Source organism: Acinetobacter sp. 24-47-39 (assembly GCF_056783825.1).
The window spans coordinates 14,003-29,265 of the sequence record NZ_JBWYIP010000007.1 but is presented as its reverse complement, the minus strand read 5'-3'; the positions used below and the strand labels follow the sequence as shown (position 1 = coordinate 29,265).

The window sequence follows — 15,263 nt, the reverse complement described above, 5'->3', positions numbered from 1 at the left end:
CGGATTTAAGTGTGCTAAACTCTATACATCTAAACCACCATTTGGTGGTTTTTTTATGGAGAACTGCCATGAAGGATTTTTTTTTAAATTTCAGCAAAATTGTTGAATCTAATTCAAAAGTATACTGGGCAATTATTGCTGGTATTTTACTCTGTGTTGCTTCTTATATCGTCGAAATATTTCATGTGCAAAATATCATTGCAGCAATCGAACCAGATTCTAGGGATCAATTAAAACAGGTGATTCCAGCAATTACGAGTAAATATACGGTGCTACGTGCCATCATAGTAGTGTTGGCAATTGCTTGGTCGATAAAAGAATATCGCAAAACGCAGAAACTTTTAGCAGCGAACAAGTCCAGTAAATGAATCTGATTTTATTGTTTTTAAGTGCCTTTGGAGCCGCCACTTTATTGCCTTTACAGTCCGAAGCAGTATTGTTGGGGTCATTTGCTCTAAAACAATTTTCGCCGTGGATGCTTATTTTTGTTGCAAGTGTAGCGAATGTGATGGGTTCATGCGTTAATTGGTGGTTGGGCTTAAAAATAGAGCAGTTTAAAACCAAAAAGTGGTTTCCATTTAAGTCAGATCAAATGATTCGTGCTCAACGGGCTTATCAGCAGTATGGTACATGGTCACTTTTTTTAAGTTGGGTGCCTATCATTGGTGATCCAATCACCTTAATTGCAGGAATCTTGAAAGAAAAATTCTGGAAATTTATCTTCGTGGTGGGTATAGCGAAAACAGGTCGATATCTATTTATCTACTGGGTGTATCTTGGTTTGTTGTAAATTTTCGTAGAGTAAAACTCATCAAGATTAATTTGTCTGAATCAAGATTAACGGTGCTTTTGTTTTGCGCAAAGATGCTATAGAATACTCGCTCCCTTACCTGCAGGTCGTATTGTAATGGTGCAAACGAGCCGAACAGGTGTTCAAAAGAGGTTGTTATGCCTAAGATGAAAACTCGCCGTGGTGCAGCAAAACGCTTCAAAGCGACTGCTAACGGTTTTAAGCGTAAACAAGCGTTCAAACGCCACATTTTGACCAAAAAATCTGCTAAGCGTATTCGTCAATTGCGCGGCTGTGTAATGGTTCACGTAAGTGACGTTGCTTCAGTTCGTCGTATGTGCCCGTACATCTAAGGAGATTATAAATGGCTCGTGTAAAACGTGGTGTACAGGCTCATCGCCGTCACAAAAAAATTCTTGCTCGCGCTAAAGGTTACTATGGTGCTCGTTCACGCGTTTACCGCGTAGCGTTCCAAGCGGTAATCAAAGCAGGTCAATATGCTTACCGTGACCGTCGTCAAAAGAAACGTCAATTCCGTGCTTTATGGATTGCGCGTATCAATGCTGGTGCACGTCAAAATGGTTTGTCGTACAGCCGTATGATCGATGGCTTGAAAAAAGCTCAAGTGATCATCGACCGTCGCGTACTTGCTGACATCGCTATGCATGACGCAGTTGCATTTGCTGCTTTAGCTGAAAAAGCTAAAGGCGCATTAGCTGCTTAATCATCGTAGATGAGAAAAAGACCGCTTTTTAGCGGTCTTTTTTATTTTCATTGTTTACGACCAAATAAAGCCAAGAGATCAGCATGAATAAAATTATGGTCGTCGGTACAGCAGCATCTGGGAAAACAACCTTTGCACGTAAGTTGGCTGCTCAACTGTAAGTCGATCATATTGAACTTGATAATCTCTTTTGGTTGGATAACTGGACTGAGTCATCTTCAATACAATTTCAAGAAAAATTTATAAGTCGTGTTAGGTCTATGAATAAGGGCTTCGTAATTGATGGTAATTATTCCCTGATTCAAAATTTAATCTTAAGTGAGATCGACACTGTGATTTGGTTGGATTTTTCACTACGCGTAAATCTTTATCGTGTGATTAAGAGGTCGCTATATCGTGTGATTAGCCAAAAGAAAATATGGAAAAATTCTAACAATAGAGAACATTGGGCGAAATTGTTAAGTAAAGACTCAATAATATTGTGGGTAGTCCAAACGCATGGGAAAAATAGACTTAAATATTCGCAGATGATGAAAGCCACTCAATATCATCATATAAAGTGGCTACATTTTCATAAATCTGAACAATTAGATGAATTTTTAAAACATCACAGTCCAAAATAGTAAGCGCAGAAACAGATTATTGCAGTGACTAAAATGAGGGCAAACACATTTGATTTACCTGTTTTAGGTGTGGGTTGGTGAGGAGAGGAATCATTGTAAAAAAAGCGTTTTCCATGTTGAGTATGTGTTGAGGCTTCATCCAAAGGGGAGTGAATTTCGGAGCTTTTTAAATGAGCAGATTTATAGTGATTTGCTACTTTAGTGATGAATTTTGCACTCAGGTCATCTAACTTTTGTTGAAATACCTTCAGTTGTTTTTCTTCCTCAAGAGATTCTTGATGATCTTGCTCCAAAAGTTTTCGTTTTTGAATATTTAAATGTTGTTCTAGATGCATGAAACGCACTAAGGTTTCATTGGCATAAGGTGCTGCATAATCTTGTGGCAGTAATGGTAAGGCAACTCCAATGTTGCAGGGCGATTGATCGTCAGTACCATAAAAGATTGCACCACGCTCAACGGATTGCACACCTTGTGCTAATGCGCGATCGAACAGCTCATTCTCTGTGTAGTCGTGAATATCATTCCAATTAGGTGCTTGAAGATCTGCCTCAACACGTTTGATATGCTGGGTGGATAGATCAAAACGCCAAAATGTTTCAATTCGTGCGGGGAGTGTTTGATTGTTTGGTATGTCGAAGTCTTGTTCAGAGCTATACCATTCGGCAAGTTCTTTACCACAGATCCATGCTGTTTTTACATTACGGTGATGACTGACAATGAAATGGGGATATGGTAAAAGTTCAACATTTGGATTGGGATTTTTTTCATCGATTAATAAACTTGAGTTATGTAGGCTTAAGCGTGTGACACCCTGACGTTTTAAGCTTTCTAACCAAACTTGGAAGTGTTGTGCCAATAAGTGTTGTGTATTTAAATCTCGAAAAAGGAAATGGTGCTGATTAAAAATCGCATGATTTTTCCAGTGTTGAAAACTTAAATCCTGACTTAAAAACTCATTGCCATAAGTCACGAGTGTGAGCTGTTGTTTCCAAATTTGATCTAATGCCATGACATATCTTCTCAATGATCATTGAGGATATCTTAAACTTTTTATAAATGTAATTTCCAATTTAATTCCACATCCAATTTTAACACTTGCTGATCTTCATACGGAGCTATAAAAGCTGTTAGAATGCGCAGTTATATTATTTTTTATATTTGTTGCTTTGAGAGTTACTATGTCACTGGAAGCCCTGACCACTGAAGCGCTCGCTGCCATTGCAGCAGCTCAAGACCTTGCAACACTCGATCAGGTTCGAGTGCAATTTACGGGTAAGAAAAGCCAGCTTGCTGAACAATCGAAAGCACTGGGTAAAATGGATCCGGAAGAGCGTAAGGTCTTTGGTGCGCAGATTCATTCAGTTCGAGAAGCGATTAATGGTGCATTAACTGAGCGTCAAACTGCATTACAAAAAGCTGCACTAGAACAAAAATTAGCAAGTGAACAGATAGACATCACGTTGCCTGGTCGTGGTCAACAGGTGGGTAGTATCCACCCAGTGACCCAAGTACAAGAGCGTATTTGTCAATTCTTCACGAAAGCAGGTTTTTCTGTTGCGACTGGTCCAGAGGTTGAAGATGACTATCACAACTTTGAGGCATTAAATATTCCGGGTCATCACCCTGCGCGTGCAATGCACGATACCTTTTACTTCGATGTAAACCATTTGCTTCGTACGCATACCTCTGGTGTACAGATTCGTACGATGGAAACACAGCAACCACCAATTCGTATTGTATGTCCAGGTCGTGTGTATCGCTGTGACTCAGACCAAACACATTCTCCGATGTTCCACCAAATTGAGGGTTTGTACGTTGCAGAAAATACGAGCTTTGCTGAATTGAAAGGATTATTGGTTAATTTACTGAATGAGTTCTTTGAAAAAGACTTGAAAGTACGTTTCCGCCCATCTTACTTCCCATTCACAGAACCAAGTGCTGAAGTCGACATCATGGATGAGCGAGGAAAATGGTTAGAAGTATTAGGTTGTGGCATGGTGCATCCAAATGTTCTTCGTTCAGCGGGTATTGATCCAGATAAGTACAAAGGCTTTGCATTTGGTTTAGGTGTTGAACGTTTTGCAATGCTTCGTTATGGCATAAACGACTTGCGTATGTTCTACCAAAATGATGTGCGTTTCTTACGCCAGTTTGCTTAAAACTTTTTATTAAATCCTCTCCTAACTTGAGGAACTCCACAGAATTATTTGGGGTTCTCTCCCTTAGCAAAGGGGGTTAGAGGGAGGATTCTAGAGATTTGAATTACAGGTTTTATATCAATGAAAATTAGCGAAAATTGGCTACGCACATGGGTTAACCCAGCCATCGATAGCGATACTTTATCTGACCAACTGACCATGCTTGGCCTTGAGGTAGATGATTTATCTCCTGCTGCAAAACCATTTACAGGTGTGGTTGTAGGTGAAGTACTTACGGTAGAACAGCACCCAGATGCAGATCGTTTACGTGTAACGACTGTCAACATTGGTTCTGGTGAACCATTACAAATCGTCTGTGGCGCGCCAAATGTACGTGCAGGTATGAAAGCACCTGTAGCGACCATTGGTGCAGTATTACCGGGTGATTTTAAAATCAAAAAAGGTAAGCTTCGTGGTGTTGAATCACAAGGTATGCTGTGCGGTGCATCTGAAATTGATTTAGAAGATAAAATCGATGGTCTACTTGAGCTTCCTGCGGACGCGCCAGTCGGTGTAAACGTACGTGAATATCTAGACCTTGATGACAACGTGATTGATATTAGTATCACACCAAATCGTGGTGACTGTTTCAGTATTCGTGGGATTGCACGTGAAATTGGTGTGATTAACCAACTTCCTGTGACTGCGCCTGAAATTAAAGAAGTGGCTGCAACGATTGCTGATGAAAAGAAGGTCGTTGTATCTACTGAAGGTTGCCCACGTTACTTAGGTCGTGTGATCAAAAATGTCAACACCAAAGCGCCAACTCCTGAATGGATGGAGCGTGCACTGGCTCGTTCTGGTATCCGTCAGCACAGTATCTTGGTTGATATTACCAACTATGTATTGATGGAGTTGGGTCAACCGCTTCACGCATTTGATGGTGGTAAAGTTCAAGGTGCGGTACACGTTCGTCAAGCAACTGCAGGTGAAAAACTTGTTCTATTGAATGAGCAAGAAGTTGAAATGCAAGACAACGTGATGGTGATTGCAGACGACCAAAAAGCATTAGCAATTGCGGGCATCATGGGTGGTTTGTCTTCATCGGTGACAGACGCAACGACTGAAATCTTCCTTGAATCAGCATTCTTTGCACCACTTCATATTGCGGGTCGTGCGCGTAGCTTCGGTTTACATACAGATGCGTCTCAGCGTTATGAGCGTGGAGTGGATTTCGAACTTCCAATGATCGCAATGCACCGTGCATCTCAGTTGATTTCTGAGCTTGCAGGTGGTGAATTTGGTCCAATTACTGTAGCAGAAAATCCAACAGTATTGCCAACACGCGAAGCAATCGAGCTTGAGCAGGCGCAAGTTGATCAACTTCTTGGTTATAAAGTTGACTCTGACTTTATTACTGATGCGTTAACACGTCTAGGTTGTCAGGTAACAATTAAAGCACAAGGTCAATGGTCTGTCGTACCGCCATCACATCGTTATGATATGGCAATCTACCAAGACTTAATTGAAGAGGTTGCGCGTATTCATGGTTATGACAACATTCAAATCAGCTTGCCTGTGATTGATGTGAAACTTGCAAAATACCAAGATCAATTTGAAGTTGCACAATTACGTCAAACTTTGGTTGCACTTGGTTACCAAGAGGCAATCAGCTTTAGTTTTGCTGATTTAAAACTTGAAAAACAGTTAAATCCAAGTGTAAATCCTTTGGCATTGGCAAATCCAATTTCAAGTGATTTGGCTGTAATGCGTTCGACTTTACTTTCAAGCTTAATTCCTTGTGTCCAATACAATGTTAATCGTCAACAAAGTCGCGTACGCTTCTTTGAGCTTGGCTTACGTTTTGATTATCAAGAAGCAACCAGTATTCATGATCTTAAGCAAATACCTACACTTGCGATTGTGGCAACAGGTGCGAAGAATCAGGAATCTTGGCATGCTAAACCTCAGCCAATGGATTTCTTCGATTTTAAAGGTGAAATTGAGGCTGTATTGGCAGCTGGGCGAGTTCAAGTAGAATATGTACGTTCAGAGCGTTCATGGTTACATCCAGGTCAATCTGCTGAAATTTTAGTGGACGGAAAATCGATTGGTTATATTGGTCGTTTACATCCATCGCTTGAAGATGAGCTTGATCTCGCAACGACATGGGTAGCAGAACTCGATCAATCGTCTGTTTTGCAAACTTATGTATCTAATTTTACAGAATTATCACGATTTCCTTCAGTGAGACGTGATATTGCAGTTTTAATTAGTGATAAGATTAATGTTAGTGAAATTCAGCAACTTATCGAAAAAACTGGAGGAGAGTTACTTGATTCTTCTTGGTTATTCGATGTGTATACGGGTCAAGGTGTAGAAGAGGGTAAACGTTCATTGGCGTTTGCACTTTTATGGCAGCATCCGAGTCGCACGCTTGAGGATGCTGAAATTAAATCTGGTATGGATAATATTTTACAAGTGTTAGAAAACACTTACCAAGCGACATTGAGGGCCTCATGACAGCATTAACAAAAGCAGAAATGGCTGATCATTTGAGTGAGCTGACGAGTTTAAATCGTCGTGAAGCTAAACAAATGGTTGAGTTGTTTTTTGATGAAATTAGCCAGGCATTAATTGCAGGTGAACATGTCAAATTATCGGGTTTTGGTAATTTCGAACTGCGTGACAAGCGTCAGCGTCCAGGGCGTAATCCAAAAACAGGTGAGGAGATTCCTATTTCTGCTCGCCGTGTAGTGACCTTCCGTGCTGGTCAAAAGTTTAGACAGCGTGTAGGGACAGAGCAAGTCGATTAATCGCTTGATCAAATAACATTTAAAAAAACCTGAGCTCCGCTCAGGTTTTTTTATGCTCTTAACTTTATGCGAATTCATAGAATTCAGCGCATAAAAAAAGAGAACCTTTGGTTCTCTTTTTTTCGAATAATCTAAAGTTTAGATTATTGAGCAGCAGAAGCAGCAGCAGTAGCGTCAGCAGCAGCGTCAGTAGCTTCAGCAGCAGCGTCAGTAGCTTCAGCAGCAGCAGCGTCAGCTTGAGCAGCAACTTCAGAAGAAGCTTCAACAGCAGCAGCGTCAGCAGCTACAACAGCTTCAGAAGCAGCTTCTACAGCTTCAGATGCAGCAGCGTTTGCGTCAGCAGCAGCTTCTTCAGTTTTTTTAGCACAACCAACGAAAGCTAAAGTAGTAGCAACGGCAGCAGCAATAGCAATTTTTTTGAATAACATGGCATCACTCTCATTAAAATAAATTGAGACAAAAAACCCGGTTAGTCTGTTGTGTGCTTTTATTATTCCTAACGTTAGTAAGGTTAATAACGCATGGAGCAGCCTAACTGGTATGCCGACATGCTATCACTGAGTATTTTGAATTACTACTAGGCGAAATGAAAAAATGCTTAAAAAATGAGAAATTTGACCCTATTTTTAACAGAAAATTACAATCATTTTTGCATTTTGAATTGGATAAACACTAAGTAAATACTTAAAAAATAAAGGGAATTAAAATACAAGATGATAAAAATCACATACTTGCAAAAAAAGTTACATTCAAAAGTCGGTATTGTGTATTTATGTAAATGGTGTCAACCTAAATAAAAGGCCATCAATAAATGATGGCCTTTTGCGTATTAGTTGGCAGCTTTGCGTTTCATTTGATCGAAGAAATCATCATTAGTCTTGGTTTCCTTCATGCGATCAAGTAAGAATTCCATCGCAGCAAGTTCGTCCATAGGATGGAGAAGCTTACGTAAAATCCAAACCTTACGTAGTTTATCTTCATCCATGAGGCGTTCTTCACGACGTGTACCAGATTTCTTGATATTCATCGCAGGGAATACACGTTTCTCAGCAATACGGCGATCAAGCGTAATCTCTTGGTTACCTGTACCTTTGAATTCTTCGTAGATGACTTCATCCATTTTACTGCCAGTTTCAATTAAAGCAGTAGAAATGATCGTAAGTGAGCCACCTTCTTCGATATTACGTGCAGCACCGAAGAAACGTTTTGGACGTTCTAAAGCGTGGGCATCAACACCACCAGTTAAAACTTTACCTGATGATGGAATAACCGTGTTATATGCACGTGCTAAACGTGTAATTGAGTCAAGCAAAATAACAACGTCTTTTTTGTGTTCTACCAAACGTTTAGCTTTTTCAATCACCATTTCAGCGACTTGAACGTGACGTGCAGGTGATTCGTCAAATGTTGAAGCAACAACTTCACCACGAACGGTACGTTCCATTTCTGTTACTTCTTCTGGACGCTCATCAATGAGAAGAACGATTAGGAAGCATTCAGGATTATTACGAACAATAGATTGAGCAATGTTTTGGATCAACATTGTCTTACCAGCTTTGGGTGGTGCAACAATAATTGAACGTTGACCTTTACCAATTGGAGCAACTAAATCGACAACACGCGCAGTTAAATCTTCAGTCGAACCATTTCCTAACTCCATCACTAATTGTTCAGTTGGGAATAAAGGCGTTAAGTTTTCGAAAAGAATCTTATTGCGAGAGTTTTCTGGCGTGTCGTAGTTAATTTGATTCACTTTTAAAAGTGCAAAATAACGTTCGCCTTCTTTTGGTGGGCGAATCGTACCTGTAATCGTATCCCCAGTGCGCAAATTGAAGCGGCGAATTTGAGAAGGGCTGACATAAATGTCATCTGGACCCGCAAGGTAAGACCCTGCTGCAGAACGTAAAAAACCGAAACCATCAGACAGAATTTCAAGAACACCATCGCCGAAAATTTCTTCACCATTCATAGCATGGCGTTTCAAAATGGCAAAAATAATGTCTTGCTTACGGTTACGTGCCATTCCTTCAAGGCCCATGAACTCAGCAATTTTGATGAGTTCGCCTATCGGTTTTTTCTTGAGTTCAGTTAAGTTCATAAATGGTCGATTGAATTAAAAGGAAGTGTGGAACACAGATAGAATAGAAGCAAAAGACATCCGCAGTGCAAGAAAAGAGCAGCAATTGATTTGCACAATAACAAACTCAGAATCTAGTAAGTTCTTTCGAGGAGAAATGTGTAAACAATTTCTTTAGCCGAGCGGCGATCTTATGTTTTGTGTATTGTAAGAAACGAGGAGAAATTGTCCAAGTGTTTCTTGATCATGCAATATAAGTGAGATATGGCTCTTTGTCAATTTTACCGTCAAAAAAAGCGCCAAAAATTTGACGCTTTCAAAGCCATTAAAATTGAAAGAATTAGATATTTTCTTCAATAAAAGCTGCAAGTTTTGATTTAGGAGCTGCACCAACTTGTTGAGCAACAACTTCACCATTTTTGAACATCAATAAAGCTGGGATATTACGAATATTGTAATTTACAGCAGTTTGTTCGCATGAAGTTACGTCAACTTTTACGATTTTAACTTTACCTTCGTATTCAGTTGCTAAAACTTCAAGTACAGGAGCAATAGCTTTACATGGCGCACACCAGCCTGCCCAAAAATCAACAAGAACTGGCGTGTCAGAATTTAAAACGTCAGCTTCAAAATTAGCATCAGTTGTATTAACGATATTAGCAGACATGGAATTTGCTCCGAATAATTTTTTGAAAACGGTCTATCTATGTATATAAGTATTACATAGACCACTTTAACAAAGTAGGGGATAGGGTTTATTTTCGGACTAAATTCTGTAAATGTCTAATTGATGCTCACGATTTCCATGATCGGTGTAACACAATTGTCATATATGATGATTTTTTAAATAGTCGTTAAATTGACTAAATAAATGGCTTTTAAATTACAGTTATGTGAATTAATCTAGGCACAATTCTGGTTGAACTTAGCGCAACAATGTCTGATTTTTTGATTGATGAAGAACTCCTTGCAGCCATTGATATGGGCTCAAACAGCTTCCACTTGGCGATTGCTCGAGTTGATCATGGTGAGGTAAAAAAAGTCGCATCGATGTCTGAAAAGGTCCAATTGGCCGCAGGTTTAGATGAAAATAAAAATTTGACAGAAGCTGCTCAACAACGTGGTTTAGCATGCTTGGCTCGATTTGTAGGGCGCCTAAGTTCAGTCCAATCGAATCGTTTAAGAATTGTGGCCACCAATGCTTTGCGCCAAGCTAAAAATGGGCATGAATTCATTCAAAAAGCAGCTGAAATTCTGCCTAAACCTATTGAAATTATTGCTGGTCGTGAAGAAGCACGCTTAATTTATTTAGGTGTATCACATACTATGGCGAACAGCGGTCGCCGTTTGGTCATTGATATTGGTGGTGGCTCGACCGAGTTAATCATTGGTGAAGAGTTTGAGCCAATTCATACTGAATCCGTGCAAATGGGATGCGTTGCATTTACGAAGGCCTATTTTGCAGACGGCGATATTAATCCAAAAGCTTTCGATCGTGCGGTGACTGCCGCACGCAAAGAAATCTCGGGTATCGCGACTACTTACCGTGCGGCAGGATGGGATACTGTTGTTGGTTCAAGTGGAACCATTAAAGCTTGTCGTCAAATTGCGGTAAATATGGGTTGGAGCGATGATCAGGAAAACTTGACGCGAGAAGGCTTGGAAAAACTTAAAGATAAGTTACTCAAATACAAGCATATTTCAGACATGGAATTCGAGGGTCTTAAGGAAGATCGTCGTGCAGTCCTACCTGCGGGTATTGCGATTTTATACGCTGTATTTGAAGTTCTTCAAGTTGATAAGCTGGTCTATTCAGATGGCGCCTTACGAGAAGGTGTAATGTACGATTTACTCGGGCGTTTCCAGCATGAAGATATTCGAGATCGTAGCGTACAAGCCTTGATGGGGCGTTATGGTGCTGATCAAAAACAAGCAGAGCGTGTTGTTGAAACGGCTCAACAATTATTTGATAGCGTGGCAGGAACGCTTGGTCTAAATAATGACGATAGTGATTTGCTACGTCGAGCAGCTTATCTTCATGAAATAGGTTTAGCGATTAGTCATAGTGGTTATCATCGTCACGGCGCATATTTGCTTCAGCATTCTGACATTGCTGGTTTTTCACAAATTGATCAAAATCATTTGTCACATTTGGTCGCTCATCATCGCCGTAAATTGCGTGCTGAAGCAAAAAATGATGTGACGAAAGTCGGTGGAATTAAACTTGTCTATCTATGTTTGCTCCTTCGTCTCGCAATTTTGCTGAATCACAGCCGAAGCGATGAGATGCTTCCTGCCATTGAATTAAAGATATTAGATGAGCAACAATGGCAACTGAAAGTTTCTGGTGATGCAAAACAATGGCCTTTGTTGGTTGCAGAGCTGCATGATGAGCAGGTGCAATTTAAACATTGGGATATCGTTTTGAATATTCAGTCGGAACAATTTATTGGCTAACAGAAGCTGATAAGCGAATTTTATTAGTTAACTACGTCATAGTTAATTTAGGGATATTCATCGACTTATGAAAAATAAAGCTGCTCAATCTAAAGCATGGAAAACGGTTCAAATTGCGCGTCATCCAGATCGCCCACAATTTTTAGATTATGTGAGCGAAATTTTTACAGAATTTGATGCACTTCATGGTGACCGTTTATATGGTGATGATGGTGCAATGGTTGGCGGTTTAGCACGTTTTAATGGTCAGGCTGTGATGGTGGTTGGTCAACATCGTGGTCGTAGTACACGTGAAAAGTTACAGCATAATTTTGGGATGAGTAATCCAGAAGGCTATCGCAAGTCTCAGCGTTTACTTGATATGGCTGAACGATTTAATCTTCCAGTTTTCACATTTATTGACACCATGGGTGCATACCCTGGTGTAGGTGCTGAAGAGCGTGGACAAGCAGAAGCAATTGCTACGAGTCTAGCTCAACTCTCAAGTTTAAAAGTACCTGTCATCGCGACTGTTCTAGGCGAGGGTGGTTCTGGCGGCGCATTAGGCATTGGCGTTGCAGATCGTGTGATTATGCTTTCTCACAGTATTTACTCTGTGATTTCACCTGAAGGTTGTGCCTCAATTCTTTGGAAAACTGCTGAAAAAGCTGAGCAAGCGAGTGAAGCACTTGCACTCACTGCAGATAAACTGAAAGAACTTGGTATTGTTGAGTATGTTGTAGATGAAGGTGAGGGTGCTCATCTTCAGCCAGACCTAGTCATGGATAAATTAAAACATGTGTTACAAGCTGCACTTGATGAGCTTGTTCCAATGGATGCAAATGCAAGATGCGAAGCACGTTACCAACGTTTAATGAAGTTTGGCAGCGACAATTCAGGTCTAGCTTCTTAAAACAAATTGCCAAATTTGGTGATGAACACACGTTCTTAGTGGGATGCAGTGGCGGCATGGATTCCATGCTGTTGCTGTATGTCATGTCTCAATTAATTCCCCAAAAAATCCGTGCGATTAATATTAACCACCAGTTGCAATCTGCAAATCAGGAATGGGCTGAATTCGTCCATCAATTTTGTATGGCAGCGCACATCCCTGTGGTTCTCGAGACAGTTCAAGTTGCTGAAGGGAATTTGGAACAGCAAGCTCGAGCAGCACGTTATCAAGCTTTTAAACATCATTTATCCGACACAGATATTTTAGTACTGGCACATCATCAGCAGGATCAAGCTGAGACCGTATTATTACGTTTGTTCTCTGGTGCTGGAATACAGGGGTTGTCCGCGATGAAATTATTAGATTCACGTGAAGACATCATTATTTGGCGACCATTATTGAATCTAAGTCGTGAGCAGATTTGCCAATGGGTAGAGCAACTCGAATTGCCCTACGTGGATGACCCGACCAATTTTGATACGCATTATGATCGAGCTTGGTGTCGTCATGAGCTTTGGAATATTTTGCAAAGCCGATTCCCTAAAATGCAACAGGCGATTGTGAGAACCAGTGTGCTGATGCAAGATGCGAATGAAATTTTGCAAGAGGTTTTACAACAGGATTTGGCATTCTGTGGCGATGATGATCATCTAGATTTACGACAACTCAATCAATTAAGTTTAGCAAGAAGAAGACAACTTTTATCCAATTGGATGAAAGGACAAGACCAATACCGTCCTGCATTTGAGATGGTAGAGCGGTTGACTGAAGAAGTTATTTTGGCGAAACCTGATGCACAAGCAGCATTGCATTGGAATGGACAATATTATGTTCGTTTCCAAAATATCTTATATCGAGTTCCTAAGGATGAATACTTAGCAGCATCAAATACAACTGATTCAGAAATAAAATTTGAAATCCAGCATGTTGTAAATTTAGCTTCGGGTCAATTTAAGATCTGCCAACATCAGGAAGAGTATGGTCTGCGTATAGAACTTTTAAATCAGCCTTTGACATTGCATTATCGTCAAGGTGGGGAAAAAGTCCATTTGCATGGACGTGTGGGGAAATGGCCATTAAAAAAAGCAATTCAAGAGGCACAAATTTTTCCATGGAAGCGTCATACTATTCAAATTTTAAGCTTAGATAATGTTATGCTTGGTGTTTTCACGCCAAAAGGGTTTTGGCTGGCTGAATCAGAGTATTGTGAAGTCGGTGGTTGGCAGCCAAAGTTAGTTTCATCGCTATAAAATCAAGGTTGAGAGTCGTTCATGAGTGTTGCGTTAAACTGTAATATTTGTTTCATTGGTGGTGGTAATATGGCTCAAGCCCTAATTGGAGGGTTGATTAGTCGTGGTTTACCAACAACGCGTATTACAGTTTCCGATCCTGTAGAACGTGTGAGAGAGTTATTAAAAGAAAAAGAAATTCAAGTTACAGACAATAATGAAGACGCGATCCAAAATGCTGATGTTGTTGTTCTGGCGGTGAAACCACAAGTACTGGCACAAGTCCTTAAACCGTTAAAAGGTAAATTTGAGAATAAGTTAATTGTTTCGATTGTAGCAGGGGCTGAAATTGCAACGATTGCTGCATTAACGGGGACGGAGTTTATCGTTCGTGTCATGCCTAATACACCTGCATTGGTTCAAACAGGTGCCCATGGTTTATATGCACATGACGTTGTTGATCAAGCAAAGCGTGAATTGGCAAGTCAGATTTTAGCTGCAACAGGCTTAACACTTTGGGTAAACTCAGAAGAGCAAATTGATGCAGTAACTGCGGTATCGGGTTCAGGTCCAGCGTATTTCTTCTATATGATGGAAAGTATGATTCGTGCTGGGAAAAATTTAGGCTTGGATGAGAAAACTGCAACAGCCTTAACGCTACAAACAGCTCTCGGTGCTGCGCAAATGGCGATCACCAGTTCTAATACGCCATCTGAACTGCGTAAAAATGTGACATCACCAAATGGTACAACTCAAGCAGCCTTGGAAGTTTTTGATCGAGCGCAAATTTCACAGAATATTCAGGCTGCTCTTGCGGCTGCAAAAAAACGCAGTCAGGAGCTCGCTCAGGAATTAAGTGATAGTTCTAAATAACTAAATTTTAGGAAAATTGAAGTATGGGTGCGAACTCTGCGCTATTTTTTGACATTATCATTAATGTTGCGATTTTATTGGTATTTTTCCGTTTTTTAATGCAATTGGCGGCAGTCAGTCCATATAATCCTGTTGTGCTCTCCACAGTGAAAGCAACTAAAATCGTAGATGTATTTGGACGAATCTTGCCAACTGTGGCACAGGGGCGTGTAAACCTAGCAGCTTTAGTGCTGATCGTGTTGTTGTATTTTCTTAAGGTATTTGGCTATAAATATTTAAATGCCTTACCAACAGGCGATGCATTGTACTTTATTGGTTCAACAGTACTTTCAATGTTGCAGGCATTAATTTCAATTCTTAAATATTTACTGTTCGCTTACATCATATGTAGTTGGATTTTGATGTTTTCACAAACACGTTCACCGTATATAGAAGTGATTCAAGAATTAGCTGAACCGATGTTGGCACCATTCCGTAAAGTAATGCCAAATTTAGGGATGATTGATCTATCTCCAATCCTTGCATTTTTTACACTTTATATTGCTGAAATCATGTTGAAATCAATTGGTTAAATCTAGATTACGGATTTTAACAATTTTATAAA

General features: G+C 40.1%; 16 protein-coding genes. 12 read left to right on the top strand and 4 right to left on the bottom strand.

The features are described from left to right. Window positions 1-68: 68 nt before the first annotated feature. The 4 genes from AC1M9C_RS07710 (at window position 69) to rplT (ending at window position 1,514) form a co-directional block, all read left to right on the top strand. Entirely contained in the window at window positions 69-368 is a 300-nt protein-coding gene (locus tag AC1M9C_RS07710) for a hypothetical protein (RefSeq protein ID WP_481953473.1), read from the top strand. Beyond that, entirely contained in the window at window positions 365-790 is a 426-nt protein-coding gene (locus AC1M9C_RS07705; RefSeq protein ID WP_481953472.1) for a YqaA family protein, read from the top strand. Before AC1M9C_RS07710 ends, AC1M9C_RS07705 begins: the two co-directional genes overlap by 4 nt. Before the next feature lie 158 nt (window positions 791-948). Further along, entirely contained in the window at window positions 949-1,143 is a 195-nt protein-coding gene (gene rpmI, locus AC1M9C_RS07700; RefSeq protein ID WP_004278281.1) for a 50S ribosomal protein L35, read from the top strand. An 11-nt stretch (window positions 1,144-1,154) separates the two neighbouring features. Next, the gene (rplT, locus tag AC1M9C_RS07695) at window positions 1,155-1,514 is read left to right on the top strand and encodes a 50S ribosomal protein L20 (protein WP_004867327.1); all 360 of its coding nucleotides are present in this window, start codon (window positions 1,155-1,157) and stop codon (window positions 1,512-1,514) included. Window positions 1,515-2,121: 607 nt separating this feature from the next. On the opposite strand, the gene AC1M9C_RS07690 is transcribed toward rplT, so the two are convergent. Then, window positions 2,122-3,147, bottom strand: coding sequence for a hypothetical protein (locus AC1M9C_RS07690; protein WP_481587546.1), 1,026 nt, complete (start codon window positions 3,145-3,147; stop codon window positions 2,122-2,124). Between the two features lie 169 nt (window positions 3,148-3,316). On the opposite strand from AC1M9C_RS07690, the gene pheS reads away from it, so the two are divergent. From pheS to AC1M9C_RS07675, 3 genes are all read left to right on the top strand, one after another. Beyond that, window positions 3,317-4,297 carry a phenylalanine--tRNA ligase subunit alpha gene (gene pheS / locus AC1M9C_RS07685; RefSeq protein ID WP_035265373.1) on the top strand — a complete coding sequence of 327 codons (981 nt, stop codon included), beginning with the start codon at window positions 3,317-3,319 and terminating at the stop codon, window positions 4,295-4,297. 120 nt (window positions 4,298-4,417) lie between these two features. Continuing rightward, window positions 4,418-6,799, top strand: coding sequence for a phenylalanine--tRNA ligase subunit beta (pheT, locus tag AC1M9C_RS07680; protein WP_481953471.1), 2,382 nt, complete (start codon window positions 4,418-4,420; stop codon window positions 6,797-6,799). Continuing rightward, window positions 6,796-7,092, top strand: coding sequence for an integration host factor subunit alpha (locus AC1M9C_RS07675; protein ID WP_035265376.1), 297 nt, complete (start codon window positions 6,796-6,798; stop codon window positions 7,090-7,092). Before pheT ends, AC1M9C_RS07675 begins: the two co-directional genes overlap by 4 nt. A 143-nt stretch (window positions 7,093-7,235) precedes the next feature. On the opposite strand, the gene AC1M9C_RS07670 is transcribed toward AC1M9C_RS07675, so the two are convergent. The 3 genes from AC1M9C_RS07670 to trxA form a co-directional block, all read right to left on the bottom strand. After that, window positions 7,236-7,520 (bottom strand): hypothetical protein, encoded by a 285-nt coding sequence (locus AC1M9C_RS07670; RefSeq protein ID WP_035268570.1) that lies wholly within the window; start codon window positions 7,518-7,520, stop codon window positions 7,236-7,238. A 401-nt stretch (window positions 7,521-7,921) separates the two neighbouring features. After that, a complete protein-coding gene (rho, locus tag AC1M9C_RS07665; RefSeq protein WP_035268567.1) occupies window positions 7,922-9,190 on the bottom strand; it encodes a transcription termination factor Rho in 1,269 nt (422 codons plus the stop codon). A 319-nt stretch (window positions 9,191-9,509) separates the two neighbouring features. Further along, a complete protein-coding gene (gene trxA, locus AC1M9C_RS07660; protein WP_035268564.1) occupies window positions 9,510-9,836 on the bottom strand; it encodes a thioredoxin in 327 nt (108 codons plus the stop codon). A 269-nt stretch (window positions 9,837-10,105) separates the two neighbouring features. Between trxA and ppx the strand changes: the two genes are divergently transcribed. The 5 genes from ppx to AC1M9C_RS07635 all read left to right on the top strand — a co-directional run bounded on the left by ppx (window position 10,106) and on the right by AC1M9C_RS07635 (window position 15,231). Next, complete coding sequence (ppx, locus tag AC1M9C_RS07655) at window positions 10,106-11,626, top strand: exopolyphosphatase (protein ID WP_035268561.1); 1,521 nt, start codon at window positions 10,106-10,108, stop codon at window positions 11,624-11,626. Between the two features lie 67 nt (window positions 11,627-11,693). Continuing rightward, window positions 11,694-12,518: an acetyl-CoA carboxylase carboxyltransferase subunit alpha gene (locus tag AC1M9C_RS07650; protein WP_481587544.1), complete on the top strand. Its 825-nt coding sequence runs from the start codon at window positions 11,694-11,696 to the stop codon at window positions 12,516-12,518. Beyond that, window positions 12,455-13,807, top strand: coding sequence for a tRNA lysidine(34) synthetase TilS (gene tilS / locus AC1M9C_RS07645; protein ID WP_481587543.1), 1,353 nt, complete (start codon window positions 12,455-12,457; stop codon window positions 13,805-13,807). The genes AC1M9C_RS07650 and tilS overlap by 64 nt, the downstream gene beginning before the upstream one ends. A gap of 21 nt (window positions 13,808-13,828) precedes the next feature. Beyond that, window positions 13,829-14,659, top strand: coding sequence for a pyrroline-5-carboxylate reductase (proC, locus tag AC1M9C_RS07640; RefSeq protein WP_179998602.1), 831 nt, complete (start codon window positions 13,829-13,831; stop codon window positions 14,657-14,659). A 23-nt stretch (window positions 14,660-14,682) separates the two neighbouring features. Beyond that, on the top strand, window positions 14,683-15,231 hold the full coding sequence (locus AC1M9C_RS07635; RefSeq protein ID WP_092768361.1) for a YggT family protein: 549 nt from the start codon (window positions 14,683-14,685) through the stop codon (window positions 15,229-15,231). Window positions 15,232-15,263: the final 32 nt, after the last annotated feature.

Excerpts from the sequence above, each read along its gene's own strand:
- AC1M9C_RS07710 (WP_481953473.1), top strand. The coding sequence starts at position 69 with ATGAAGGATTTTTTTTTAAATTTCAGCAAAATTGTTGAATCTAATTCA.
- rho (WP_035268567.1), bottom strand. The coding sequence starts at position 9,190 with ATGAACTTAACTGAACTCAAGAAAAAACCGATAGGCGAACTCATCAAA.
- ppx (WP_035268561.1), top strand. The coding sequence starts at position 10,106 with ATGTCTGATTTTTTGATTGATGAAGAACTCCTTGCAGCCATTGATATG.
- AC1M9C_RS07690 (WP_481587546.1), bottom strand. The coding sequence starts at position 3,147 with ATGGCATTAGATCAAATTTGGAAACAACAGCTCACACTCGTGACTTAT.
- rplT (WP_004867327.1), top strand. The coding sequence starts at position 1,155 with ATGGCTCGTGTAAAACGTGGTGTACAGGCTCATCGCCGTCACAAAAAA.
- AC1M9C_RS07650 (WP_481587544.1), top strand. The coding sequence starts at position 11,694 with ATGAAAAATAAAGCTGCTCAATCTAAAGCATGGAAAACGGTTCAAATT.
- AC1M9C_RS07635 (WP_092768361.1), top strand. The coding sequence starts at position 14,683 with ATGGGTGCGAACTCTGCGCTATTTTTTGACATTATCATTAATGTTGCG.
- pheS (WP_035265373.1), top strand. The coding sequence starts at position 3,317 with ATGTCACTGGAAGCCCTGACCACTGAAGCGCTCGCTGCCATTGCAGCA.
- AC1M9C_RS07675 (WP_035265376.1), top strand. The coding sequence starts at position 6,796 with ATGACAGCATTAACAAAAGCAGAAATGGCTGATCATTTGAGTGAGCTG.
- AC1M9C_RS07670 (WP_035268570.1), bottom strand. The coding sequence starts at position 7,520 with ATGTTATTCAAAAAAATTGCTATTGCTGCTGCCGTTGCTACTACTTTA.
- pheT (WP_481953471.1), top strand. The coding sequence starts at position 4,418 with ATGAAAATTAGCGAAAATTGGCTACGCACATGGGTTAACCCAGCCATC.
- trxA (WP_035268564.1), bottom strand. The coding sequence starts at position 9,836 with ATGTCTGCTAATATCGTTAATACAACTGATGCTAATTTTGAAGCTGAC.
- proC (WP_179998602.1), top strand. The coding sequence starts at position 13,829 with ATGAGTGTTGCGTTAAACTGTAATATTTGTTTCATTGGTGGTGGTAAT.
- tilS (WP_481587543.1), top strand. The coding sequence starts at position 12,455 with ATGCGAAGCACGTTACCAACGTTTAATGAAGTTTGGCAGCGACAATTC.
- rpmI (WP_004278281.1), top strand. The coding sequence starts at position 949 with ATGCCTAAGATGAAAACTCGCCGTGGTGCAGCAAAACGCTTCAAAGCG.
- AC1M9C_RS07705 (WP_481953472.1), top strand. The coding sequence starts at position 365 with ATGAATCTGATTTTATTGTTTTTAAGTGCCTTTGGAGCCGCCACTTTA.